18 protein-coding genes are annotated in these 22,678 nt (G+C 69.4%); 9 read left to right on the forward strand and 9 right to left on the reverse strand.

Annotated elements, in window-relative coordinates; genetic code table 11:
- Positions 1-5: 5 nt before the first annotated feature.
- The 4 genes from EYW49_RS16725 to EYW49_RS16740 form a co-directional block, all read right to left on the reverse strand.
- The gene (locus EYW49_RS16725; RefSeq protein ID WP_131310772.1) at positions 6-767 is read right to left on the reverse strand and encodes a sulfite exporter TauE/SafE family protein; all 762 of its coding nucleotides are present in this window, start codon (positions 765-767) and stop codon (positions 6-8) included.
- Positions 768-875: 108 nt separating this feature from the next.
- Positions 876-1,313, reverse strand: a complete 438-nt coding sequence (locus EYW49_RS16730; RefSeq protein WP_131310773.1) for an EamA family transporter — start codon at positions 1,311-1,313, stop codon at positions 876-878.
- A gap of 131 nt (positions 1,314-1,444) precedes the next feature.
- A complete protein-coding gene (eno, locus tag EYW49_RS16735; protein ID WP_131310774.1) occupies positions 1,445-2,716 on the reverse strand; it encodes a phosphopyruvate hydratase in 1,272 nt (423 codons plus the stop codon).
- 65 nt (positions 2,717-2,781) lie between these two features.
- On the reverse strand, positions 2,782-3,696 hold the full coding sequence (locus EYW49_RS16740) for a universal stress protein (protein WP_131310775.1): 915 nt from the start codon (positions 3,694-3,696) through the stop codon (positions 2,782-2,784).
- A gap of 264 nt (positions 3,697-3,960) precedes the next feature.
- Between EYW49_RS16740 and EYW49_RS16745 the strand changes: the two genes are divergently transcribed.
- A complete protein-coding gene (locus EYW49_RS16745) occupies positions 3,961-5,862 on the forward strand; it encodes a propionyl-CoA synthetase (protein WP_131310776.1) in 1,902 nt (633 codons plus the stop codon).
- 92 nt (positions 5,863-5,954) lie between these two features.
- Here EYW49_RS16745 and EYW49_RS16750 read toward each other — a convergent pair whose 3' ends face one another.
- The 3 genes from EYW49_RS16750 to EYW49_RS16760 form a co-directional block, all read right to left on the reverse strand.
- Positions 5,955-7,100 (reverse strand): glycosyltransferase family 4 protein, encoded by a 1,146-nt coding sequence (locus EYW49_RS16750; protein ID WP_131310777.1) that lies wholly within the window; start codon positions 7,098-7,100, stop codon positions 5,955-5,957.
- Between the two features lie 319 nt (positions 7,101-7,419).
- Positions 7,420-8,256 carry an inositol monophosphatase family protein gene (locus tag EYW49_RS16755; protein ID WP_228259652.1) on the reverse strand — a complete coding sequence of 279 codons (837 nt, stop codon included), beginning with the start codon at positions 8,254-8,256 and terminating at the stop codon, positions 7,420-7,422.
- A 102-nt stretch (positions 8,257-8,358) separates the two neighbouring features.
- Positions 8,359-8,721, reverse strand: coding sequence for a DUF6476 family protein (locus tag EYW49_RS16760; protein ID WP_131310779.1), 363 nt, complete (start codon positions 8,719-8,721; stop codon positions 8,359-8,361).
- A 93-nt stretch (positions 8,722-8,814) separates the two neighbouring features.
- On the opposite strand from EYW49_RS16760, the gene EYW49_RS16765 reads away from it, so the two are divergent.
- The 5 genes from EYW49_RS16765 to EYW49_RS16785 all read left to right on the forward strand — a co-directional run bounded on the left by EYW49_RS16765 (position 8,815) and on the right by EYW49_RS16785 (position 15,634).
- Positions 8,815-9,933, forward strand: coding sequence for an RluA family pseudouridine synthase (locus EYW49_RS16765; protein WP_131310803.1), 1,119 nt, complete (start codon positions 8,815-8,817; stop codon positions 9,931-9,933).
- 151 nt (positions 9,934-10,084) lie between these two features.
- Entirely contained in the window at positions 10,085-10,978 is an 894-nt protein-coding gene (rpoH, locus tag EYW49_RS16770) for an RNA polymerase sigma factor RpoH (RefSeq protein WP_131310780.1), read from the forward strand.
- Between the two features lie 68 nt (positions 10,979-11,046).
- Complete coding sequence (locus EYW49_RS16775) at positions 11,047-13,524, forward strand: leucine-rich repeat domain-containing protein (RefSeq protein ID WP_131310781.1); 2,478 nt, start codon at positions 11,047-11,049, stop codon at positions 13,522-13,524.
- A 75-nt stretch (positions 13,525-13,599) separates the two neighbouring features.
- Positions 13,600-15,204 (forward strand): peptide chain release factor 3, encoded by a 1,605-nt coding sequence (locus tag EYW49_RS16780; RefSeq protein WP_131310782.1) that lies wholly within the window; start codon positions 13,600-13,602, stop codon positions 15,202-15,204.
- A gap of 124 nt (positions 15,205-15,328) precedes the next feature.
- On the forward strand, positions 15,329-15,634 hold the full coding sequence (locus EYW49_RS16785) for a hypothetical protein (protein WP_131310783.1): 306 nt from the start codon (positions 15,329-15,331) through the stop codon (positions 15,632-15,634).
- 129 nt (positions 15,635-15,763) lie between these two features.
- Here the strand turns inward: EYW49_RS16785 and rpmE are convergent, their stop codons facing one another.
- A complete protein-coding gene (rpmE, locus tag EYW49_RS16790; protein ID WP_131310784.1) occupies positions 15,764-15,985 on the reverse strand; it encodes a 50S ribosomal protein L31 in 222 nt (73 codons plus the stop codon).
- A 368-nt stretch (positions 15,986-16,353) separates the two neighbouring features.
- Here rpmE and EYW49_RS16795 point away from each other — a divergent pair, with 368 nt between their 5' ends.
- Positions 16,354-18,174: an ABC transporter transmembrane domain-containing protein gene (locus EYW49_RS16795; RefSeq protein ID WP_131310804.1), complete on the forward strand. Its 1,821-nt coding sequence runs from the start codon at positions 16,354-16,356 to the stop codon at positions 18,172-18,174.
- 96 nt (positions 18,175-18,270) lie between these two features.
- The gene (locus EYW49_RS16800) at positions 18,271-19,320 is read left to right on the forward strand and encodes an Ldh family oxidoreductase (RefSeq protein WP_131310785.1); all 1,050 of its coding nucleotides are present in this window, start codon (positions 18,271-18,273) and stop codon (positions 19,318-19,320) included.
- Positions 19,321-19,573: 253 nt separating this feature from the next.
- Here EYW49_RS16800 and lysA read toward each other — a convergent pair whose 3' ends face one another.
- Entirely contained in the window at positions 19,574-20,860 is a 1,287-nt protein-coding gene (gene lysA, locus EYW49_RS16805) for a diaminopimelate decarboxylase (RefSeq protein ID WP_131310786.1), read from the reverse strand.
- A gap of 328 nt (positions 20,861-21,188) precedes the next feature.
- Here lysA and EYW49_RS16810 point away from each other — a divergent pair, with 328 nt between their 5' ends.
- Positions 21,189-22,580, forward strand: coding sequence for an MATE family efflux transporter (locus tag EYW49_RS16810; protein ID WP_165498302.1), 1,392 nt, complete (start codon positions 21,189-21,191; stop codon positions 22,578-22,580).
- Positions 22,581-22,678 lie beyond the last annotated feature (98 nt).

Genomic DNA, 22,678 nt, shown 5'->3' on the forward strand with positions numbered 1-22,678 from the left:
CGGGATCAGATCACCCCCAGGCCGTGCAGTCCGTCCCACACCAGCTTGACCGAGATGATCGCCAGGGCGGTCATCACCAGACGGAAGAACAGCGCCTCGGGGATCCAGCGGGTCAGCCGCACGCCGACGAAGGTGGCGGCGACGGCCGGCGGGATCAGCACGGCGATCTTCTCGAAATTGTCGAGCGACAGCTGCCCGAGCTGCCAATAGGGGATCAGCTTCACGGCGTTGACCACCGCGAAGAGGATGGTCGAGGTGCCCGCGAAGATCATCTTGGGCATGTGCTGGGGCAAGGTGTAGGCCTGATAGGGCGGCGCTCCCGAGTGCGACACGAAGCTGGTGAAGCCGGTGAGCAGGCCCCAGAACAGGCCGCGCGGCACGTCGGCGGGGCGTGGCGCGCTGACCCGGCCGCGCACGCGGATGCGGTCGGCGGTGAAGGCGACGCCGATCAGCCCGACCAGCAGGGTCACCGCGGCTTCCGGGATCCAGGCGGCGGTGGCCCAGCCGACGCCGACCCCGGCGATCGACGCGGGGATCAGGATGGCGAGGTTGCGCGCCGAATATTCGCGCCGGTAGGCCCACAATCCGAACCAGTCGGAGACCACGAAGATCGGCAGCAGCAGGCCGGCGGCCTGGAGCGGCGACACCGCCAGTGCCAGAACCGGGACACCGAGCATGCCGACCATCGGCAGCCCGCCCTTGGACAAGCCGACCAGCATCGCGGCGGGCAGGGCGGCGAGATAGAACACGAGATCGGCGGTGGTCATGGCGCTCCCGGGGCGGGCGGGTGGAGACGTCCTCCTATCGGACGAAAGTCGCGGGGCGTCCAGGGGCGTCGCGGCGGGGCAGGGGGGCGTGCGGGGGCGGGATCCTCGTCAGCCCTTGTAGGCGATCAGCATCGCGCCGGCGGCGATGCAGGCGATGCCGAGCCAGTTGGTGCCGGACAGGCGCTCGCCGAGGAACACCACGCCGAAGATCGCCACCAGGACCACACTCAGCTTGTCGATCGGCGCGACCCGGGCGGCGTCGCCGAGCTTGAGGGCACGGAAGTAGCACAGCCACGAGCCGCCGGTGGCGAGGCCCGACAACACCAGGAACAGCCAGGTCTTTGCGGAGATCGTGCCGAGCGGCTGTCCGCCGCCGACGACCAGCAAGATGCCCGCGAGGACGCAGAGGATGACGACGGTACGGATGAAGGTGGCGAAGTCGGGATCGACGTTTTCGACGCCGACCTTGGCGAAGATCGCCGTCAGCGCCGCGAATCCGGCGGAGAGCAGGGCCCAGGCCTGCCACGACTGTACCAGGGTCTTCATCGAGCGGCCTCGCGGGGCTGGCGTCACGGCGCGACGGACGGACCGGGCGATCTCGCCCGGTGCCGCGCGCCGTTCACTAGACGATGCCCCGTCGTCGCTGTCCACCGCCGGCCGCCGGGGCGGGCCGTCGCTCAGGCGAAGGGCGAGCGGAATTCGGCACCGCGGCCGAGTTCGCCTTCGATCTCCAGCAGGCGGTTGTACTTGGCGATGCGTTCGCTGCGGCAGGCCGAGCCGGTCTTGATCTGACCGCCGCCCATGGCGACGGCGAAGTCGGCCATGAAGGTGTCTTCGGTCTCGCCCGAGCGGTGGGAGATGACGTAGTTCCAGCCCGCCGCCCGGCACAGGCCGATGGCGCGGATGGTCTCGCTGACCGTGCCGATCTGGTTGAGCTTGATCAATACCGCGTTGGCGGCCTTCTCCTTGATGCCGCGCGCCACGAACAGCGGATTGGTGACGAAGATGTCGTCGCCGACGATCTGGATGCGGTCGCCCTGGCGGGCGGTCTGCTCGGTGAATCCGGGCCAGTCGTTCTCGTCGAGCCCGTCCTCGATCGAGGCGATCGGATAGCTGTCGATCCAGGTCTGGTAGAGGGCGATCATCTCCTCGCCGGTCTTGCGGCCGAGGCCCGACTTCGACAGTTCGTAACCGCCGTCGACGAAGAACGAACTGGCCGCCGGATCGAGCGCGATCACCGCATCCTCGCCCGGGCGATAGCCGGCGGCGGTGATCGCCTCGACGATCAGTTCGCAGGCCTCCTCGTTGCTCTTCAGATTCGGCGCGAAGCCGCCCTCGTCGCCGACGGCGGTGGAATAGCCCTTCTTGGCGAGAATCTTCGCGAGCGTGTGGAAGGTCTCGGCGCCCATCCGCAGCGCCTCGGCGAAGCTCGGCGCGCCGGCCGGCATGACCATGAATTCCTGGAAGTCGACGCTGTTGTCGGCGTGTTTGCCGCCGTTGAGGATGTTCATCATCGGCACCGGCAGGCGGGTCGCGCCGGCCCCGCCGAGATAGGCGTAGAGCGGCAGGTGCGAGGCTTCCGCCGCCGCCCGCGCCACCGCCATCGACACGCCGAGGATGGCGTTGGCGCCGAGCTTGGCCTTGGTCGGCGTGCCGTCGAGGTCGATCATGATCCGATCGATCTCGGCCTGGCGGGTCGGGTCGCGGCCGAGGAGCGTCGGCGCGATGGTCTCGGCGACGTTGGCGACCGCCTTCAATACGCCCTTGCCGCCGTAACGGCTCTTGTCGCCGTCGCGCAGTTCGACCGCCTCGTTCTCCCCGGTCGACGCCCCCGACGGCACCGAGGCGGAGACGCGGGTGCCGTCGTCGAGACCGACGAAGACGCGGACGGTGGGATTGCCGCGCGAATCGAGGATCTCGCGGGCGGTGACGGAGGTGATCTCGGTCATGCTTGTTCTCCTGTCGCGGCGCCCTGCCGCTGACGGGCAAGGTCGCCATTCCGGGTCGAGCCACCTCACCGCATCATGAAGACCGGGATCTCGGCGCTCGCCAGGACGTCGCGGGTGACGCCGCCGAGGACGGCTTCCCAGAACTGGCCGTGGTGGTAGGCGCCGATCACCAGGGCATCGCCGCCGCGGCGGCCGGTCTCGTCGAGGAGGAGCCGGCCGACGCTGCGCGCGTCCTTGTCCAGGTCGACGATCTCGGCGGCGATTCCGAGCCGGGCGAACAGCGCCCGGGCGCTCGGGGGGTAGGGCTCGGCGCCGAGTTTGGCGACACAGAGGACGGTGACGCACGCGGCGCGGCGCAACCACGGGGCCGCGGCTTCGACCGCGCGCCGCGCCGGCTCGCCGGGCTTCCAGCCGACGACGATGTGGCGACCGAGAGTTCGGCCGCCGGGCACGGCCCGCGGCGGGGCGATCAGCACCGGACGGCGGATCTTGAACAGGGCGGCGCGGAGCGCGTCCTTGGCATCGAGATGGATCGGCCGCCCGATCACCACGAGGTCGGCCGAGGTGGCTTGTGCGACCACGGCGGCGGTGACGTCGCCGGCCTCGTCGGTCCAGTGGGCGCGATCGGGGTGCACGGCGGTCGACGCCCAGGCGTCGTAGGCGGCCTTGATCCTGGCGCTGCGCACCGAGGCGGCGCCCTCGGTGGCGTCGCGGAGATATTGGATGTCGAGTTCCTCGGTCGAGACGCGGGCGCGCACCGGATCGAAGCCGACATGCACCGCGGCGATCACCGCTTCGGCATCGAAGGCGGCGGCCGCCGCGCAGTCGAGACAGGCGGCGACGGTTTCGACCTCCGGGAGCAGCGCGAGGACCCGGCGCAAGGGCGCGGCGGCGGGCCGCGCGGTCGAACCCTCGGGGGCGGTGGTCTCAGCGAGACGGTCGGTCGTGACGTCGGCGGGGGACTTGTCCGGAGCGGTCATCTGCGCACTCCTCCCATCGCCCCGACCCTACACCCGAAGCCGAAAGGGCGCGAGACGGCGTTGTGCCCCAGCGGTGCGGCAGGGACGCGCCGCGGGGGCGAAAGGGAGCCACGGGCGCGGCCACGGCGGGCGGCGCGGCGGCCCCGACGTCGGGGAAATCTCGCGTAGTCGAACGTAGCATTGCGGCGCTTCCCGCCGAAGTGTGAAAGCGGAGCGAGCCGAACGTCGCCGGCGCCGGGCGGACGACGGCGTGGAGGAGATCCCATGACGAGCCGATACGCGGAAGTGTACCAGAGCTGGAAAACCGATCCGGAGGCCTTCTGGGCCGAGGCCGCCAAGGCCGTCGACTGGTCGAAGCCCTGGGACCAGGTGTTCGACCCTACGTCCGGACCCTACGGCCGGTGGTTCGCCGGGGCCGAGATGAACACCTGCCACAACGCGGTCGATCGGCACGTCGCGGGAGGACGGGCCGAGCAGACGGCGATCATCTACGACAGCCCGGTGACCGGCGTGAAGGCGAAGATCACCTACGCCGAGCTCTTGTCGCGGGTCCAGGCCACCGCCGCGGCGCTGGCCGACGCCGGCGTCGCCAAGGGCGACCGGGTGATCGTCTACATGCCGATGGTGCCGGAAGCGCTGGTGGCGATGCTCGCCGTGGCACGGCTCGGGGCGATCCATTCGGTGGTGTTCGGCGGCTTCGCGCCGCGCGAGCTCGCCACCCGCATCGACGACGCCAAGCCCAAGGCGATCGTCACCGCCTCCTGCGGCATCGAGGGCAAGAAGGTCCTGCCCTACAAGCCGCTGCTCGACGAGGCGATCTCGATCGCCACCCACAAGCCGACCGCGGTGTTCGTCACCCAGCGGCCGCAGGTCGAGGCCGTGCTGCAGCCCGGCCGCGATCACGATCTCGGTGCGGCGGTCGAGGCCAATCGCGGCCGCGCGGTGCCCTGCGTGGCGGTCAAGGCGACCGATCCGCTCTACATCCTCTACACTTCCGGCACCACCGGCGCGCCCAAGGGCGTGGTGCGCGACAACGGCGGCCATGCCGTGGCGCTGACCTGGACGATGTTCAACCACTACGGGATCCAGCCGGGCGAAGTGTTCTGGGCGGCCTCCGACGTCGGTTGGGTGGTCGGCCATTCCTACATCTGCTACGCGCCGCTGCTCTACGGCGCGACCACCATCGTGTTCGAGGGCAAGCCGGTCGGCACGCCCGATCCGGGCACGTTCTGGCGGATCATCGAAGAATACAAAGTCGCCGGCTTCTTCACCGCGCCGACGGCGCTGCGCGCCATCAAGAAGGAAGACCCGAACGGGGAGTTCCTGAAAAAATACGACATCTCCAGCCTGCGGAACCTGTTCCTGGCCGGCGAGCGCGCCGATCCGGACACGGTCAAATGGGCCGAGGAACATGTCGGCGTGCCGGTCATCGACCATTGGTGGCAGACCGAGACGGGCTGGGCGATCGCCGGCAATCCGGTCGGTCTCGGCCTGCTGCCGGTCAAGCACGGCTCGCCGACCGTGCCGATGCCGGGCTATGACGTGCGCATCGTCGACGACGGGCTGCACGAGATGAAGCGCGGCGAGATGGGCTCGATCGTCATCAAGCTCCCCTTGCCGCCCTCGTGCCTGCCGACCCTGTGGAACGCCGACAAGCGCTTCGAGGACAGCTACCTGATCGACTTCCCCGGCTACTACAAGACCGGTGATGCCGGCTTCATGGACGACGACGGCTACCTGTTCATCATGGCGCGCACCGACGACATCATCAACGTCGCTGGCCATCGCCTGTCGACCGGCGGCATGGAGGAGGTGCTGGCCTCGCACCCGGACGTCGCCGAATGCGCGGTGATCGGCGTCCACGACGAGATGAAGGGCCAGATGCCCTGCGGCTTCGTGGTGCTCAAGGCCGGCGTCACCAAGGACGCCGAGACCATCGAGAAGGAGTTGGTCAGCCTGGTCCGCGCCAAGATCGGTGCGGTGGCGGCGTTCAAGGTGGCGATCACCGTCGATCGCCTGCCCAAGACCCGCTCGGGCAAGATCCTGCGCGGCACCATGCAGAAGATCGCCGATCACGAGAGCTGGAACATGCCGGCGACCATCGACGACGCGTCGGTGCTGGCCGAGATCGAAGCGGCGATCCGCGAGCGCGGCATCGGCGTCTGAGTTTCGCGGGGGGCGAAACGCGCGACGGCCCGGTCCGCCCTTCGGGGCGCGGCCGGGCCGTCGACGTTTCGGGCGCCGGTTCGCCGGGGCCGTCAGGCGGCGTGGCGGGCGTGGGCGGCGTCGTCGATCACGTCGGCGAGGTGCTTCGACACGCTGCGCCAATCGAAGCGGCGGGTCGCCCATTCGGCGGCGTCGCGGCCCATGGTCCGGCACAATTCGGGATCGGCGAGCAGGCGGGTCAGCGCCGCTTCGAGCGCGTCGACGTCGCCGGGCGGGATCAGGAGGCCGGTGCGGCCGTCGATCACCGTGTCGGCGAAGCCGCCGGTGGTGGTGCCGATCGACGGCAGGCCGTGGCGGGCCGCCTCGACGGTGGCGATGCCGAAGGGTTCGGCGCGGCTCGGCATGCAGAAGATCGAACAGCCGTCCATCAGCGCCGCGACCCGCTCCGGCGCGACGCTGCCGAGCACCTCGATGGCGGGATCGTCGAGCGGCGGCGACGCGCCGGCGATCACCAGACGGGCGTCGGGAAAGCGCGGCGCGAGACGCCGGAAGGCGGCGACCAGATCGGGCCCGCCCTTGCGCGGCCAGTCGATGCCGACGAACAGGATGCGCCGGGCGGCATAGCGGGCGAGCGACAGATCGGTCGCGCCCGTGTCGCTCGGCACGTTGGCGCCCATCAGCACGGTGACGACCTTGTCCGCGCCGATGCCGTATTGCGCCTCGAGCGAGCGGGCGACATGGGTCGCGGCGACGGCGATGCGGTCGGCATGGGCGTAGAGGCGGCGCTCGAGGGCGATCTCGCCGGGCAGGAGCTCCGAGGTCAGATAGGCGGCATTGACCGGATTGAGGATGACGTCGTCGGTGTAGACCACCAAGGGCGTATCGGGCACGCCGGCGTCGAACAGGCCCTGGGTCTGGAGGACGGCATAGGCCGGGCCCTGGGCGGCGATCTTGCGGCGGGCGATGAAACTCGCCAGCCGGAAGAAGATCGGCGTCTTGATGATCGCCTCGATCAGGGCGCCGCGCTCCTTGAGCCGGCCGAGGCCGTGGTACCACAGCGCGGCGATCACGCCGATCGCCAGCCACAGCGGGTTGCGCCGGAAGATCGGCCAGATGCGGACGACGTCCAGGCGCCGGCCGTCGAGGAACTGGCCGAGGTGGCGGTCGAGCAGCGCGTTGGTGTTGGAGAAATTGCTCAGCTGGGCGAAGACGACGCGCTCGCCGCTGTGGTCGGTCATATCGGCGCTCCCTCGACGTTGCGGTCGACGGCCGAGCCGCGCGAGCGGATCTGCGCGAGCCGCCTCCGGGCGGAGGCCGGCAGGGACGCGGCGCCGGGCGGCGTTCGGTCTGGTGCGCCGTGCGCGCGGTCCGACGGGCGGGCCGAGGCGGGATCGTCGGAGGCGCGGCACGGCGCGAAAGCAACCTTACGCGCCGAAGATGAATCCGCACGGAATCTCCGCGCGGAAAGGGCTCCGCAAGACTACCGATGGGAGGATTACGCAGAGTCAGGCCAGAGCCCCGAAGTCCCGATGCGCATCGGAACTTCGGGGTATTGCGTCAATCCTGGAACAGGGCGTCGTGGATGCGCTGCCAGCTCTCGCGATCGGGGGCGAGCAGCAGGCCGCCACCGAGGTCGGTCGGCACATAGGGTGTGCCGTCGAAATGCGCCGACCAGCCGCCGGCCTCGGTGTGGATGAGGTGGCCGGGCAGGTGATCCCAGGGCATCAGGCGATTGTAGAGCAGGAAGTGGCAGCCGCCCGACGAGAGCAGCCGATATTCATGGGCGGCGTTGCGATAGCCGTAGGAGCCCCACAGCCGCGGCAGGCGGCGGGCGACGTCTTCGCGGAGGCCCTCGGGCAGGTAGGGCCAGGACACCGGGCCGTGCATCACCCGCAGGTCGTCGGCGGCGGCGACCCGCAGGCGGCGCGCCGGGCCGCCGTCGCGCGGCACCAGCCAGGCGCCTTCGCCTTTGACCGCCAGCGCGAAATCGCGGCCGATCGGATCGTAGATGATGGCACCGACCGTCTCGCCGCCGGCGACCACCGCGGCCATCACCCCGAACAGCGGCATGCCGTTGGCGAAGTTGAAGGTGCCGTCGATCGGATCGACGATGATCGCCAGTTCGGCACCGGCGAGCCGGCCGAGGCGGGTCGGATCGGCGGCGGTGGTCTCCTCGCCGATGAACACGGCGGTCGGGAAGCGCTCGGCGACGCGCGCCTGGATGAAGCGCTCGGCGGCCTGATCGGCGATGGTGACGAAGTCCTGGGGACCGCTCTTGGTGGTCACCTCGTCGGTGCCGAGGCGCTTGAAGCGCGGCATGATCTCGACGTCGGCGGCGGCGGCGAGAATGGCGGCGAGATCGTCGAGATCGGCGCGGGTGAAGCTCTGGGTCAAGGCGAGACCTTCCTGTCGGGACGGGGAAGGCTCCTTGATAGACCTTTCGTATGACGACCGCGAGCCGGCGGCGGGCATTGCCGCCGTGCGGGAAGCGGGCCTTCAGCGCGGACCGGTCAGCTCCAGGCGGCGGATCACCTTCATCGTCTCGAGGTCGAGGACCAGGATCGCCGCGCCCTTGGGGGTCTCCAGGGTGACGGTCATGCGGTTGCCGTCGAGGCGGGTGGCGGCGACGCGCCCGCCCTCGGGCATCGCCACTTCGGCGATGATCGGCACGTCGAAGGCCGGCGTGGGCTTCCCATCGACCCGCGTGACGCGATAGAAGATCGCGGCGAAGACCGCGACGAGGCCGAGCACCATCACGCCCGACGACCAGAACAGCAACCGTTTCAGCTTGGCCTGGAGCCGGAGCTGGGCGGCGTCGAGCGGCTTGTCGTCGTCTTCGAGAGAATTGGCATTGGTCATGTGAGATCGGGGTCTCGTGGAATGAAGGTGCCGGTGGCGCGCGGCAAGGGCAGGGCGAAGACGACGGTCGAGGCGCTCCGGCCGGCGGAGCCGATGGCGTCGATCCCGACGATCGATCCCGACGACCTCGAGATCGAGGCCGGCGCGAGCGCTGCGGGGCCGATCGAGATCGAGATCGAAGCGGGATCGCCCCCGGAACGGCTCGACGCGGCTCTCGCCCGGCGGATCGCCACCCTGTCCCGCTCGCGCCTCAAGGCGCTGATCGGCGAGGGCCGGGTGACGCTCGACGGCGTGACCCTAGAGGACGCCTCGCGGAAGATCAACGCGGGCGCCCGGCTGATCGTCGACGTGCCGGCGCCGAGCCCGGCGCTGCCCGAACCCGAGGACATTCCGCTGACCGTGCTCCACGAGGACGACGACGTGATCGTCGTCGACAAGCCGGCCGGCCTGGTGGTCCATCCGGGGGCGGGCAACTGGAGCGGCACGCTGGTCAATGCCCTCCTCCACCATTGCCGCGGCACTCTGTCGGGGATCGGCGGGGTCGAGCGGCCGGGCATCGTCCATCGCCTCGACAAGGACACGTCGGGCGTGATGGTGGTGGCCAAGTCCGATCGCGCCCACCGCTCGCTCGCCGCGCAATTCGCCGACCACGGCCGCACGGGGCCGCTGGAGCGGGCCTATCTGGCGCTGGTGTGGGGCGTGCCGAAGGCGCTCGCCGGGACGATCGAGACCGAGATCGGCCGCGATCCGCGCAATCGTCAGGCGATGGCGGTGGTCGCCGGCGGTCGCGTGGCGATCACCCATTACCAAGTGCTGGAGACCTTCCCGCCGACCCCGCGACCCGGGCCGCGGGGCAAGACCCGCCCCGCGCCCGAGCCGATCGCCAGCCTGATCGAATGCCGGCTCGAGACCGGGCGGACCCATCAGATCCGCGTCCATCTCGCCCACATCGGCCATCCGCTGCTCGGCGACACGGTCTATGGCGCCGGTTTCCGCACCAAGATCGACAAGCTCGCCAAGCTGGCGCCCGAGGCCGCGGAAGCGCTCACCGCCCTCGACCGGCAGGCGCTGCACGCCCGTCTGCTCGCCTTCGAGCACCCGGCAACCGGCCGCGCGATGCGCTTCGAGAGCGACTTGCCGGCCGATCTCACGCGTCTGACCGCGGCGCTCGCGACCCTCGACGACGGTGCCGCGCCGCTCGCGGGGTCGTGAAGCCGCGGCTGTCGCGTTTTTGCCACGAGTTGCGGTATGATCGATGCAGGCGTGCCGCTTCGTCGGGCGCCGATCACACGAGGCGTTCGCCCGGACGGGGGACGTCTCGGGATCGAGACCCTTGATCCCGAACCATCGAAAGGGCGCATCCATGGCCCGTGCCGCTTCTCTTCCCGCGCTCGCCGCCCTCGACGGGGGCCTGTCGCGCTATCTCGACGAAATTCGCCGGTTCCCGATGTTGGAGCCGCAAGAGGAATACATGCTGGCCAAGCGCTGGCGCGAGCACGAGGACACCGGCGCCGCCGAGCGGCTGGTCACCTCGCATCTGCGCCTCGTCGCCAAGATCGCCATGGGTTATCGCGGCTACGGCCTGCCGATCTCCGAGGTGATCTCGGAAGGCAACGTCGGCCTGATGCAGGCGGTCAAGCGCTTCGAGCCCGAAAAGGGCTTCCGGCTCGCCACCTACGCCATGTGGTGGATCAAGGCGGCGATCCAGGAGTACATCCTGCGCTCGTGGTCGCTGGTCAAGATGGGCACCACCGCCAACCAGAAGCGCCTGTTCTTCAACCTGCGCCGGGTCAAGAGCCAGATCCAGGCGCTGGACGAGGGCGATCTCCATCCCGATCAGGTCCAGTACATCGCCACCAAGCTCGGCGTGACCAACGAGGACGTGGTGTCGATGAACCGCCGCCTCGGCGGCGACGCCTCGCTCAATTCGCCGGTGCGCTCCGACGAGGAGGGTGCCGAGTGGCAGGACTGGCTGGTCGACCATTCGGAAGACCAGGAGACCACGCTCGGCGAGAGCCAGGAGCTCGACGGCCGGCGCAAGCTGCTGGCCTCGGCGCTGGGCGTGCTCAACGATCGCGAGCGCCGGATCTTCGAGGCCCGGCGGCTGGCCGAAGACCCGATCACCCTCGAGGACCTGTCGACCGAATTCGGCATCTCGCGCGAACGTGTCCGCCAGATCGAGGTCCGCGCCTTCGAGAAGGTCCAGGAAGCGGTCAAGAAGGGCGCGCTGGCGGCGCTGGTGCCGGTCCCGGCGTGAGGGCGGCGTGAGGTCGGAGCGGACGCCCCTGGGTTGCCGGGGCGCGCCGACTCGTGCGACCTTGCGTCATGGCGCAGATCTTCGTTTCGTATGCCCATGCGGACCATGCCCTGCTCGAGAAGTTTCTCGAGGCGCTGCGGCCGGTCGCCGACCGTCTGGACCTCGTTCTGTGGTGGGACGAGGAACTCCAGGCCGGGCAGAAATGGGACGCCCGTATCCGTGCGGCACTCGACGCCTCGGACGTCTTCGTCTGCTTCGTCACCAATGCCTTCCTGAAGCCCAGCGGCTATATCCTGAAGACCGAACTGCCGATGATCCGCGCCGCGGAGAAGAGCCGCGGCGCGCTCGTGCTGCCGGTGATCGCCGAGCCGAGCCATTGGGATCTGGAATTCGCCGATACCCAGGCCGTTCCCAAGACCAAGGCACGGAAGCCGGGCCTGCGCCCGATCTCGAAATGGAATCAAAAGCAGGAGGGCTTCCACGAGGCGAGCCTGCAGTTGAAGCGGCCGATCGTCGACTTCCTCAATGCCATGCCGCCGCGGCCGGACCCGGGCCCGGGGCCGGCGATGGCGCCGACGCCGGCCGGATTCGCGATTATCGGTCGGCCTCCGAGCGAGGTGGAACGGGCCGACCCGTCGTTGAAGGGCCATCACGACGACATCCTCGACGCGCTCGCCGAGATCGAGCCCCATCTCGACCGGCTCGGCAATGTCGACCCGAAATTGGTCAAGGCGGTGCGAACTTATGCGGAAGCGGCGCGCAAGCCGTTCGCGGAGGTGCCGCTCGACCGGTTGTGGTCGCTCGGCGGGCGCCTGTGTGAACGCATCGAGACGCTGTCGAACCCCGAACTCGCCGAGATCTTCGAGGCCCGGACGCTGCGTGATCTGACCGGTGAATTGCACCGGCTGCGCGACGTCCACGCCGTCCTGATGATGAGCACCGAGCAAGGGCGTGAGCTCACCGGCAAGGTTGCCGCCTACCGGTCGAGTTCGACGCCGCTCGCCACCACCGAGCGGTCGGCCCATGCGGTCTTGGCGGCGATGACCGGACAGAAGGGCCTGCTCGAGCCGGTGACCCGAAAATTCGTCGGGGCGGTGGCCGAGCCGCTCGGCGAGGGCACCGAGCGCGTCGACGAGATCGAAGCGGGGCTCCGGACGGCGCTCCATGCCGTCACCGCCTTCTTCGGCGCGCTGGAGCCGCTGGTCCGCGCCGGCCCGTCGCGGCGCACCGACGAGGCCCGGATCCGCGACGACTTCGCCAGCGATCCCAATCTCGCGACGTTCATCGCCGCCTTCGCCTATATCGAGCGCCATGAGGCGACGATCGCCGCCTTCGCCGCCGAGAACCCGGATCTGCGCCGCTACGTCGAACGGACCCTCGGCGGGCTGGCCGGAAAGCGGGTGGCGATGACCGTTGACCTGGATGAGCCACCCGCGGATTTCGATGAGGACGTTGTCCGCGACATGATCCTGAGCGGGCAGGATGTCCCGAAGGATTGGGTTCCGTATGTTCGAAATCTGGAATTCGCTGGGGTGACGCTGTTTGATAATCTCACCTCCCTTACTCCATACCGCAATCTTGAGACTCTCGACATTTCTGGCACAGGTGTCACTGACCTCGCTCCCCTTGGCAAACTCCGAAAGCTCGCTCTCCTCCAAGTCACTCGCCCCTCCGTTGCCGACCTCAAACCCCTCGCGAAGCTCCAAACTCTCACGGACGTCAACCTCTTGGGTGCCACTGTCGCCGACCTCGCAGTTCTCGCTGAGCTCAAGAATCTCAAAGCCCTCTACATCTCGGAGACAGGCATCGTCGACTTTGCGCTCCTCGCCCGGCTCTCCGGACTTGAGACCCTCTTTCTTTCGTCCACATCCATCGCCGATCTAGCGCCTCTCGCCGATTTGCAGAATCTTGAGTTACTGTACGTCTCCAATACCCCTGTCAGCGACCTTACCCCGCTCGCGCAACTTCAAAATCTCAGGGGGATCTACGTTTCGAATACCCTCGTCTCCGACCTGACGCCCCTCTCGGGGCTCCAAAATCTCAAGGCCGTTTACGTCTCGAAGACCTCCGTCTCCGACCTGACACCCCTCTCGGGGCTCCAAAATCTTGAGCGCCTCAGCGTGGAGTATACTGCCGTCGCAGAACTTTCCCCTCTCACCGGTCTCCAGAATCTCCACAGCCTCCACGTCTCGAACACCTCGGTCGCCGACCTCGCACCCCTTGCCGGGCTTCTGCAGATTACGACGCTCGACATCTCCGGGACTCAGGTGAACGACCTCCGCGTGTTCGGCTTGCTCGACAAACTCGAGAATGTGGAGGCAACCGATCTCACTGATCTTATCGAAATCCCTACCGTATGGCCCGCCTCTCTCCGGCAGTTGAACCTTCGTGGAAGCCATTGGCCGGCAGACCGGCCGCTGCCCGAAGTTCCCTGGCGTGTCGCCCCCGACGGGACGATCCGGCGCGGAGGAGGCGACGATCCATTTCCGTTCCGATTCTGGGTCGAGGCTCTCGAACCTCGCGCTCCCTCTCCCCCCGAAGGTTGACACGCGGCGTCTCGCCCCGCATCTAGCGGGCGGCGCCGAACCGGCGCCGAATGCCGTTTTCCGAGACCCCGCCCCATGACCGCTCCCCATCCGGCGCCCGTTGCTGCCGCCGATCCCGTCTCTCGTCGCCGGACCTTCGCGATCATCTCGCATCCGGACGCCGGCAAGACGACGCTGACCGAAAAGCTGCTGCTGTTCGGCGGGGCGATCCAGCTCGCCGGTCAGGTGCGCGCCAAGGGCGATCGCCGTCAGACCCGGTCGGACTGGATGGGCATCGAGAAGGAACGCGGGATCTCGGTGGTCACCTCGGTGATGACCTTCGAATACGGCGGCCACGTCTTCAATCTGCTCGACACGCCGGGCCACGAGGACTTCTCGGAAGATACCTACCGGACGCTGACCGCGGTCGACGCGGCGGTGATGGTGCTCGACGCCGCCAAGGGCGTCGAGGCGCGGACCCTCAAGCTGGTCGAGGTCTGCCGGCTGCGCGACATTCCGATCGTGACGTTCGTCAACAAGATGGACCGCGAGACGATGGACCCGTTCGAGCTGCTCGACGACGTCGAAAAGGCGCTGGCCCTCGACACCACCGCCAAGACCTGGCCGATCGGCCGCGGCCGGGCCTTCGCCGGCACCTATGATCTCGATACGAACACCATCCGCCTCAAGGACGCCGAAGAGTCGATCCCGGTCTCCGGCCCCGACGATCCGCGCATCGCCGCGCTGCTGCCGCCGCAGGACTTCGCGCAGTTCCAGGACGAGGTGCTGTTGGCGCAAGGGGCGTCGAAGCCGTTCCTCCAGCAGAGCTTCCTCGAAGGCCACCTGACCCCGGTCTATTTCGGCTCGGCGCTGAAGGACATGGGCGTCCAGGATCTGATCGACGCGCTCGGCCGCTTCGCGCCGTCCCCGCGCGAGCAGCACGCCGCGACCCGCGTCGTCGAGGCGAACGAGGCGAAGATGGCCGGCTTCGTGTTCAAGATCCAGGCGAACATGGACCCCAACCATCGCGACCGCATCGCCTTCATGCGGGTGTGCTCGGGCCGGCTCACCCGCGGCATGCGGGTCAAGCTGGTGCGCACCGGCAAGACCATCGGCTTGACCGCGCCGCAGTTCTTCTTCGCTCAGGATCGCACCATCGCCGACGAGGCCTTCGCCGGCGACATCGTCGGCATCCCCAATCACGGCACGCTCAGGATCGGCGACACCCTGACCGAGGGCGAGGATCTGATCTTCCGCGGCGTGCCGAGCTTCGCCCCGGAAATCCTGCGCCGCGTCCGGGTCGCCGATGCGATGAAGGCCAAGAAGCTCAAGGAAGCCCTGCAGCAGATGGCCGAAGAGGGCGTGGTGCAGGTGTTCCAGCCGCGCGACGGCACGCAGCCGATCGTCGGGGTGGTCGGCTCGCTGCAGCTCGACGTGCTGAAGGAGCGGATGGCCGGCGAATACGGGCTGGAGATCACCTTCGAGCAGACCCGCTTCGCGGTCGCCCGTTGGGTGACCACCGACGAGCCGAACAAGCTCGAGGATTTCGCCAAGCGCGACACCTCGGCGATGTGCTCGGATCTCGACGGCGATCCGGTCTATCTGGCGACCTCGGTGTTCTCGCTCAAATACGAGCAGGAGCGCTGGCAGATGCTGCGCTTCGCCGACGTCAAGGACTATCAGAAGGGCATCGCCGCCTGAGGTCGGACGGGCGATGCAACCGCGGATTGCCGACTCTCTCCTGCAATATCAGGTTGTCGCTATTCACTACCGACAACCTTGATGATATGCCTTCGGGTGAGCAATCCATCCGAAGAGAGATCCGATGTTCTTTCATCCGCTCCATCCCTCCCGATTGCAGAGCGCTCTCAGCGCCGACAAGTCCGCCCGCCGCTCCGATTCGCAATCGCCGATGGAGCGGTGGCGGTACGCTCTTCGTGGCCTTTCCGGCGTCGTGATGCTGAGTGTCGTCGCGGGACTTCTCGCCATCGTGGTCGCCCTGTCGTTCGGGCTCTCGACGATCTGGTCGGTGGTCGCAGTGGTTGCGGCGATCTTCGTCGCTCAGGCCGGATGGTTTGCGCTGATCGTCTTCGAGAACCTGCGCCAACAGAGCCTCGGCGGCGAGGATTGACCGCGCCGGCGCCCGGCCGGACCCCGCGAGGGGAAGGCCACTGCGATTCGATCGCCCATGCACCTACGAAGAGACCCCGGTCGATGACCGGGGTCTTGAATTCTGCGCGGGTCGTTTCCGAGGATCGGCTCAGAGGCCGAAGCCCTTGAACTTGTCCTTGAAGCGCGAGATGCGGCCGCCGCGGTCGAGCAGCTGCTGCGAACCGCCGGTCCAGGCCGGATGAACCTTGGGATCGATGTCGAGGTTCAGCGTGTCGCCTTCCTTGCCGAGGGTCGAACGCGTGAAATACTCGGTGCCGTCGGTCATCACCACCTTGATGGTGTGATAGTCGGGGTGGATGCCCTGCTTCATCGTGACGTCCTCGCTCTGGTGACCTTCCCGGCAGCTCGAGGCGCGTCGAGGGCGATCACGATCGTTTGACACAGAAGTTTCGACGAAAACGAGGGGTCGCACGCCGGCAGGCGCGGGCGACCCCCTCTCGTCGTTTCGGCGCGGTCTATAGCCCATCTCGCCGCATCCGACAAGCACCGCGGCGCCCGCCGGTGCGACTTCGCCCGGGGAAATCGCCGGGTGCGCCGCCGCGGTCGCCTGCGACCGTTCGAACGGCGGACTTGATCCCGGCGGCAGATCGCGTCAAGGAACAGGCGACTGCCCGCAGGCGACGGCGCGATCGAAGCTTCGAGCCCCTCCGGCCCCCGCGAACCGACGAGGACGATCCCATCGTGCGCCGCCCCACTCCGCTCACCCCGCCGTCCGACGCCGCCCCCGCCCGCCGCCGTTCGATCCGCCCACTGGCCGTGCTGCTGCCCTATCTCGGGCATCATCGCGGTCACGTCGCCGCCGCGCTGGTGGCGCTGATCGCCGCCGCGGCGGTGACGCTGGTCCTGCCGATGGCCTTCCGGCGGATGATCGACCACGGCTTCTCGGCCGCCGACGGAGCCTTCATCGATCGCTATTTCGCGGTCCTGGTGGTCGTCGCCGGGGCGCTCGCGGTGGCGTCCTCGACCCGCTACTACCTCGTGACCTGGCTCGGCGAACGGGTCGTCGCCGATCTGCGCCGCGACGTCTTCGCCCATGTCACGCGTCTGTCGGCCGAGTTCTGGGATCGCTCGCAGTCGGGGGAGATCGTCTCGCGGCTGACCGCCGACACCACCCAGGTCAAGTCGGCGGTCGGCGCCTCGGCGTCGATCGCGCTGCGCAATCTGGTGCTGTTCATCGGCGCCGCGGCGCTGATGGTGGTCACCAGTCCGCGCCTGTCGGGGATGGTGCTGTTCGCCATTCCGTTCATCGTGCTGCCGCTGGTGGCCTTCGGCCGCTCGGTGCGTTCGCGCTCGCGCCTCGCCCAGGACACGCTCGCGGCGGCGGCCGCCTTCGCCTCGGAGACGATCGGGGCGATGCGCACGCTCCAGGCCTTCGGCGACGAGCGTCACGCCATCGGCCGCTTCACCCGCTCGGTGGAACAGGCCTTCGACGCCGCCCGGACCTCGACCCTGGCGCGCGCCTTCCTGACCGCCTTCGCGATCTTCCTGATCTTCGGCTCGGTGGTGGCGGTGTTGTGGATCGGCGCCACCGACGTGCTGGCCGGGCGGCTGTCGCCGGGGGCGTTGTCGCAGTTCGTGCTCTATTCGGTGCTGGCGGCGAGCGCGCTCGGCGAACTCTCCCAGGTGTGGGGCGAGATCAGCCAGGGGGCGGGTGCCGCCGAACGGCTCGCCGAGTTGCTCGCCGAAGTGCCGACCATCCGCCCGCCGACCGATCCGGTGGCGCTGCCGACCCCGCCGGTCGGCGAGGTGCGGTTCGAGGGCGTGCGCTTCGCCTATCCGGGCGCGCGCGACCGCGACGTTCTCGAAGGCGTCGATCTGATGGTGCGGCGCGGCGAGAAGATCGCCCTGGTCGGGCCGTCGGGGGCCGGCAAGTCGACGCTGTTCCATCTCCTGCTGCGCTACTACGACCCCGATGCCGGGCGGGTGCTGATCGACGGCGTCGACGTCGCCCGCGCCGATCCGGGCGAGGTGCGGGCGCGCATCGCCATCGTGCCGCAGGATACGGTGATCTTCGCCGACACGATCATGGAGAACATCCGCTACGGCCGTCGCGACGCGACCGACGCCGAGGTGCTCGCCGCCGCCGAGACGGCGCTGGTCGACGACTTCGTTCGGCCCTTGCCCGAAGGCTACGCCACCCAGGTCGGCGAACGCGGCGTGACGCTGTCGGGCGGTCAGCGCCAGCGTCTGGCGATCGCCCGCGCGGTGTTGCGGGCGGCGCCGATCCTGCTCCTCGACGAGGCGACCAGCGCGCTCGACGCCGAGAGCGAGACCGCGGTCAACACCGCGCTCGAACGGCTGATGGTCGGCCGCACCACCCTGGTGATCGCCCATCGGCTGGCCACCGTGCTCGAATGCGACCGCATCCTGGTGCTCGACCACGGCCGCATCGTCGAGGACGGCACCCACGAGGAACTGGTCGCCCGCGACGGACTCTATGCCCGCCTCGCCCGGCTGCAGTTCCAGGGCGGCGCCGGGACCGATCTCGTCGGCGCGTGAGGCGAGCGGCAATCGCTCGCGCGGGTCTATCGGGCGGACAGGGCGGCGCCGACTCGGTTATGGTCGCGGCCCCGCCTCCGACCGGACAGAGCCCCCATGCGCCATCCTTACGCCGACCTCGTCGCCCATGCCGCCCATCTCCTCGCCGCCGCCGGCCTCGACGGCGACAAGCCGACGGTGGTCGCCGAGCGGCTGGTCCGCGCCGACGCCATGGGTCACACCACCCACGGCCTCGCGCTGCTGCCGGCCTATCTGCGCGACATCGGTTCGGGGGCGATGACCCGCAGCGGCGAGCCGGCGATCGTCGTCGACCGCCCGGCCGCGGTGGTGTGGGACGGGCGGCGTCTGCCCGGCGTGTGGCTGACGGCGCGGGCGGTCGATCTGGCGGTGGCCCGCGCCCGGGACTATGGCACCTGCACCGTGGTGATCCGGCGCAGCCATCACATCGCGGCGCTCGCCGCCTATCTCACCGCCGCCACCGATGCCGGGATGATGGTGGTGGTGGCGTCGAGCGATCCGGCGGCCGCCCATGTCGCGCCCTACGGCGGCAAGCGGGCGCTGTTCACGCCGGATCCGGTGGCGATCGGCATCCCGACCGAGGGTGATCCGATCCTGATCGACATCTCCGCCTCGATCACCACCGCCGGCCTCGCCGCGCGGCTCACCACCGCGGGCCGCCCTCTGCCGGGCGTCTGGGCGCTCGACGGCGAGGGACGGCCGACCGACGCCGCCGACGTGCTGTCGACCGATCCGCGCGGCTCGCTGCTGCCGATCGGTGGCATCGATCACGGCCACAAGGGCTATGGGCTGGCGCTGTGGATCGAGGCGTTGACCCAGGGCCTGTCGGGCTGGGGCCGCGCCGACGGCGAAGCCGGTTGGGGCGGCGCGGTGTTCGTCCAGGTGTTCGACCCCGAACTGTTCGCCGGCGGTCCGGCCTTCCGGCGTCAGACCGAATGGCTGGCGGAGAACTGCCGCGCCAATCCGCCGATCGATCCCGAAAAGCCGGTGCGGCTGCCCGGCTCCAAGGCGGCCGCCGGCGTCGCCCGGGCGCAGGCGGAGGGGCTGGAACTGTTCCCCGGCATCCTCGAGGCGCTGGTGCCGTGGGCCGAAAGGCTCGGCGTGGCGGCGCTCGACGGGCGAGCGTGACCGCGACGGTCCGCCCGCGCTTCGACGCGCGGCCGCACCGGTGGGGCCTGACACAACCCGTCGATGGCGTCGGGTTGTGCTCGACCCCCTGAAAAATCCCTTGGGGAAAATACGCAGAACGGAGCTGAGGCGATCGCTTGTCCGTGACCCCGCGCGGTGGATTCGGGCGGCAGCGACGGCGCTCACGCCGGCCCGATGCGATCGGCCCCGCGTGCGCGGTCGGCTGGGCCGCGCCGCGCCGCCGCCGCGCGGCTCACAGCCAATCCGGCACGGTCTCCCAGGACAGCTGTTCCTCGACCTCGATGCGCCGCCGGGTCACCGCGAAGCGGCCGGCGTCGACGATCACCTCGGGCACCAGGGCGCGGGCGTTGTAGGTGCCGGCCATGGTCGCGCCATAGGCGCCGGCGGTGGCCAACACGACGAGATCGCCGGCGGCGAGGATCGGCAGCGAGCGGCGGCGGGCGAAGGTGTCGGAGCTCTCGCAGATCGGGCCGACCACGTCGTAATCGATCCGCTCGGCGCCCGGTGCCGGCATCCGCACCGGCACCACGTCGTGGTGGCTGTCGTACATCGCCGGGCGCATCAGGTCGTTCATCGCCGCATCGAGCACCAGGAAGCGGATGTCGCCGCCGTCCTTGACGAAGGCGACGCGGGAGACCAGCACGCCGGCGTCGCCGACGATCGAGCGGCCGGGTTCGATCGCCAGTTCGACCCCGAGGTCGCCGACCGTGGTGCGGATCGTCTCGGCGAGGTCGGCCGCAGCGAGCCCCGCCTCGGCGCGATAGGGGATGCCGAAGCCGCCGCCGAGATCGAGGCGGGTGAGGGCGTGGCCGCGGGCGCGCAACTCGCGGGTCAGATCGGCCATCCGCCGATAGGCGGCGGCGAAGGGGGCCGTCGACAGGATCTGCGAGCCGATGTGGACGGCGAGGCCGACCAGGCGGACGTTGGCCAGGACCTTCAACTCGTTGTCGAGCCGGGCGAGGCGATCGGCGTCGATGCCGAACTTGTTGTCGCGCTTGCCGGTGGTGATCTTGGCGTGGGTCCCGGCGTCGACGTCCGGATTGACCCTGAGCGCCACCTCGGCGACCACCCCGCGGGCGCCGGCGAGCGCGTCGATGCGGGCCAGTTCCTCGAAGGATTCGGCGTTGATCTGGCGGATGCCGACGTCGAGGGCGCGGGCGATCTCGGCGTCGGTCTTGCCGACTCCGGAGAATACGATGCGGTTCGCGGGAATGCCGGCGTCGAGGGCGCGGGTCAGTTCGCCGCCCGAGACGATGTCGGCGCCGGCGCCCTCGCGGGCGAGCACCGCGACGACGGCGCGGTTGGCGTTGGCCTTCATCGCATAGTGGACGGCGACCCCGAGCGGCGCCACCGCGTCGGCGAGGGTGCGCCAGTTCTCGCGCAGGCGCTTGGCCGAATAGAGATAGAACGGCGTGCCGACCTCGGCGGCGATGTGGGCGATCGCGACGCCCTCCACGGCGAGTTGGCCGTCGACGACTCCGAAGGCGGACGGCGGCAAGCGGCGGGCGAGATCGATCATCGGCGGCTCTTCCGGCGAGAGGGGCGAACCGGCTCGGTAGCATGTTTCGACGGCGGACGGGAAGGGCGCGGCGGGACCGGCCGGGGTCTCGCGCGGGGAGCCGAGGCCTCGCGCGGCGCGGGCAGACGCGGGCATGCGGTCACGCGCCTCGATTGACAAGGCGTGTGGCCGCCCGCAATAGTCCGGTCCGGTCGCCCGAACCCACCGCCCGCAGGCTCTTCGCCCCCGGTAGAGACGGCACGTTCACTCGCATTTTCGCTCGTGGCAGATGAAGACGGGGCAACGCGGGCCCCTCGGCTTCCCTGATTCTCAGTTTCAGAGGAACGTCATGACCGACCCGCACGTCGACGGGAATCCCTATCTCGTCGCTCCCGTCGCCCGCGTCTTCGTCCGCACCGCCGCGCCGATCATCCTGGTGATGACCGTCAACGGCCTGTTCACGGTGGTCGATGCGCTGTTCCTCGGGCACTACGCCGGTGCCAAGGCCCTGACCGCCGTCACCCTGATGTTCCCCCTGATGATGCTGATGATCGCGCTGCAGACCATGGTGGCGAGCGGCATGGCGTCGATCGTCGCGCGCCAACTCGGAGCCCGCGATCTGCGCGCCGCCGAGGGGACGGTGTTCGCGGCCCATCTCCTGGCGGTCGCGGTCTGCGCCGTGCTGATCCTCGGTCTGGCGCTGACCGGGGGCACGATGGCGCGGGCGCTGTCCGGCGACGATCCGGAGATCGCCCGGCTCGGCATCGTCTTCCTGTCGATCATGGTGGTGTTCGCGCCGTTCAGCTTCTTTCTCGGCATCCAGGCCGACACGTTGCGCTCGGAGGGCCACGTCGGCGCCATGGCGCTGCTGGCGGTCGTCGCCACGGTGCTCAACATCCTGTTCAACTACCTGCTGATCGGCGTGTTCGACTACGGCGTCGCCGGCTCGGCGGCCGGTACCATCCTCGCCCAGGCCCTGGCGATGGCCGGGGTGGTCGGGCTGCGCCTGTCCGGCCACACCCGCCTGCCGCTGTTCGCCCGCGGCAGCGGCGCGATCCTCGCCGACTGGCGCGCCATCCTCGCGCTCGGCGCGCCGCAGTCGCTCGGCTTCCTCGGCATCAGCCTGACCACCGGGCTGGTGATCGTCGAGGTGCAGCTGTGGTCGCCGAGCGGCTATGCCGACACGGTCGCCGCCTACGGCATCATCAACCGCATCCTGACCTTCGCCTATCTGCCGCTGCTCGGCATGTCGATGGCCTGCCAGTCGATCGCCGGCAACAACGCCGGGGCCGGGCGGTTCGACCGCTCGGGCGCGGTACTGCGGATCGGCGTCGGCTGCGCCCTGGTCTATGCCGCGGCCTTCGAAACGGCGTTCCTGCTGTGGCCGGCGGCGATCGGCGGGCTGTTCGTCGATGCGCCCCGGGTGGTCGGCGAGATCGCCCGGATCATGCCGGTGATCTGCGCCACTTACGCCGTCGCCATGCCGATGATGGTGGTCGGTGGTTATTTCCAGGCGCTCGGCATGGCCGGCAACGCCGCGGTGCTCAGTCTGGCGCGCACCTATGCGATCGGACTGCCGCTCCTGTCGACGATGCCGTCGCTGCTGGGCGAACGCGGCATCTGGCTCTCCACGCCGATCGGCGACGTGCTGATGCTGGCGGTGGCCGCCGCGTTGCTCGGCTGGAACGCCCGGCGGCACGATCTGCGCTGGGGTCTGTTCCGGCGGCCGGTGGCGGCGTGAGGACGGGTGCGATCGCGGCCGTCATCGGATCGTGATCGATGTCGGGCATACGGGGCCCGCGACGACACGATCGTCGCGGCCTGTTTCAGCTTCCGAAT

It is taken from the genome of Siculibacillus lacustris (assembly GCF_004328075.1).
In the GTDB taxonomy this organism is placed as follows: Bacteria; Pseudomonadota; Alphaproteobacteria; order Rhizobiales; family Ancalomicrobiaceae; genus Siculibacillus; species Siculibacillus lacustris.

What these genes read in the sequence shown, in the direction of transcription:
- EYW49_RS16725 (WP_131310772.1), bottom strand. Translation starts at nt 767, where the DNA reads ATGACCACCGCCGATCTCGTGTTCTATCTCGCCGCCCTGCCCGCCGCG.
- EYW49_RS16730 (WP_131310773.1), bottom strand. Translation starts at nt 1,313, where the DNA reads ATGAAGACCCTGGTACAGTCGTGGCAGGCCTGGGCCCTGCTCTCCGCC.
- eno (WP_131310774.1), bottom strand. Translation starts at nt 2,716, where the DNA reads ATGACCGAGATCACCTCCGTCACCGCCCGCGAGATCCTCGATTCGCGC.
- EYW49_RS16740 (WP_131310775.1), bottom strand. Translation starts at nt 3,696, where the DNA reads ATGACCGCTCCGGACAAGTCCCCCGCCGACGTCACGACCGACCGTCTC.
- EYW49_RS16745 (WP_131310776.1), top strand. Translation starts at nt 3,961, where the DNA reads ATGACGAGCCGATACGCGGAAGTGTACCAGAGCTGGAAAACCGATCCG.
- EYW49_RS16750 (WP_131310777.1), bottom strand. Translation starts at nt 7,100, where the DNA reads ATGACCGACCACAGCGGCGAGCGCGTCGTCTTCGCCCAGCTGAGCAAT.
- EYW49_RS16760 (WP_131310779.1), bottom strand. Translation starts at nt 8,721, where the DNA reads ATGACCAATGCCAATTCTCTCGAAGACGACGACAAGCCGCTCGACGCC.
- EYW49_RS16765 (WP_131310803.1), top strand. Translation starts at nt 8,815, where the DNA reads ATGGCGTCGATCCCGACGATCGATCCCGACGACCTCGAGATCGAGGCC.
- rpoH (WP_131310780.1), top strand. Translation starts at nt 10,085, where the DNA reads ATGGCCCGTGCCGCTTCTCTTCCCGCGCTCGCCGCCCTCGACGGGGGC.
- EYW49_RS16775 (WP_131310781.1), top strand. Translation starts at nt 11,047, where the DNA reads ATGGCGCAGATCTTCGTTTCGTATGCCCATGCGGACCATGCCCTGCTC.
- EYW49_RS16780 (WP_131310782.1), top strand. Translation starts at nt 13,600, where the DNA reads ATGACCGCTCCCCATCCGGCGCCCGTTGCTGCCGCCGATCCCGTCTCT.
- EYW49_RS16785 (WP_131310783.1), top strand. Translation starts at nt 15,329, where the DNA reads ATGTTCTTTCATCCGCTCCATCCCTCCCGATTGCAGAGCGCTCTCAGC.
- rpmE (WP_131310784.1), bottom strand. Translation starts at nt 15,985, where the DNA reads ATGAAGCAGGGCATCCACCCCGACTATCACACCATCAAGGTGGTGATG.
- EYW49_RS16800 (WP_131310785.1), top strand. Translation starts at nt 18,271, where the DNA reads ATGCGCCATCCTTACGCCGACCTCGTCGCCCATGCCGCCCATCTCCTC.
- lysA (WP_131310786.1), bottom strand. Translation starts at nt 20,860, where the DNA reads ATGATCGATCTCGCCCGCCGCTTGCCGCCGTCCGCCTTCGGAGTCGTC.
- EYW49_RS16810 (WP_165498302.1), top strand. Translation starts at nt 21,189, where the DNA reads ATGACCGACCCGCACGTCGACGGGAATCCCTATCTCGTCGCTCCCGTC.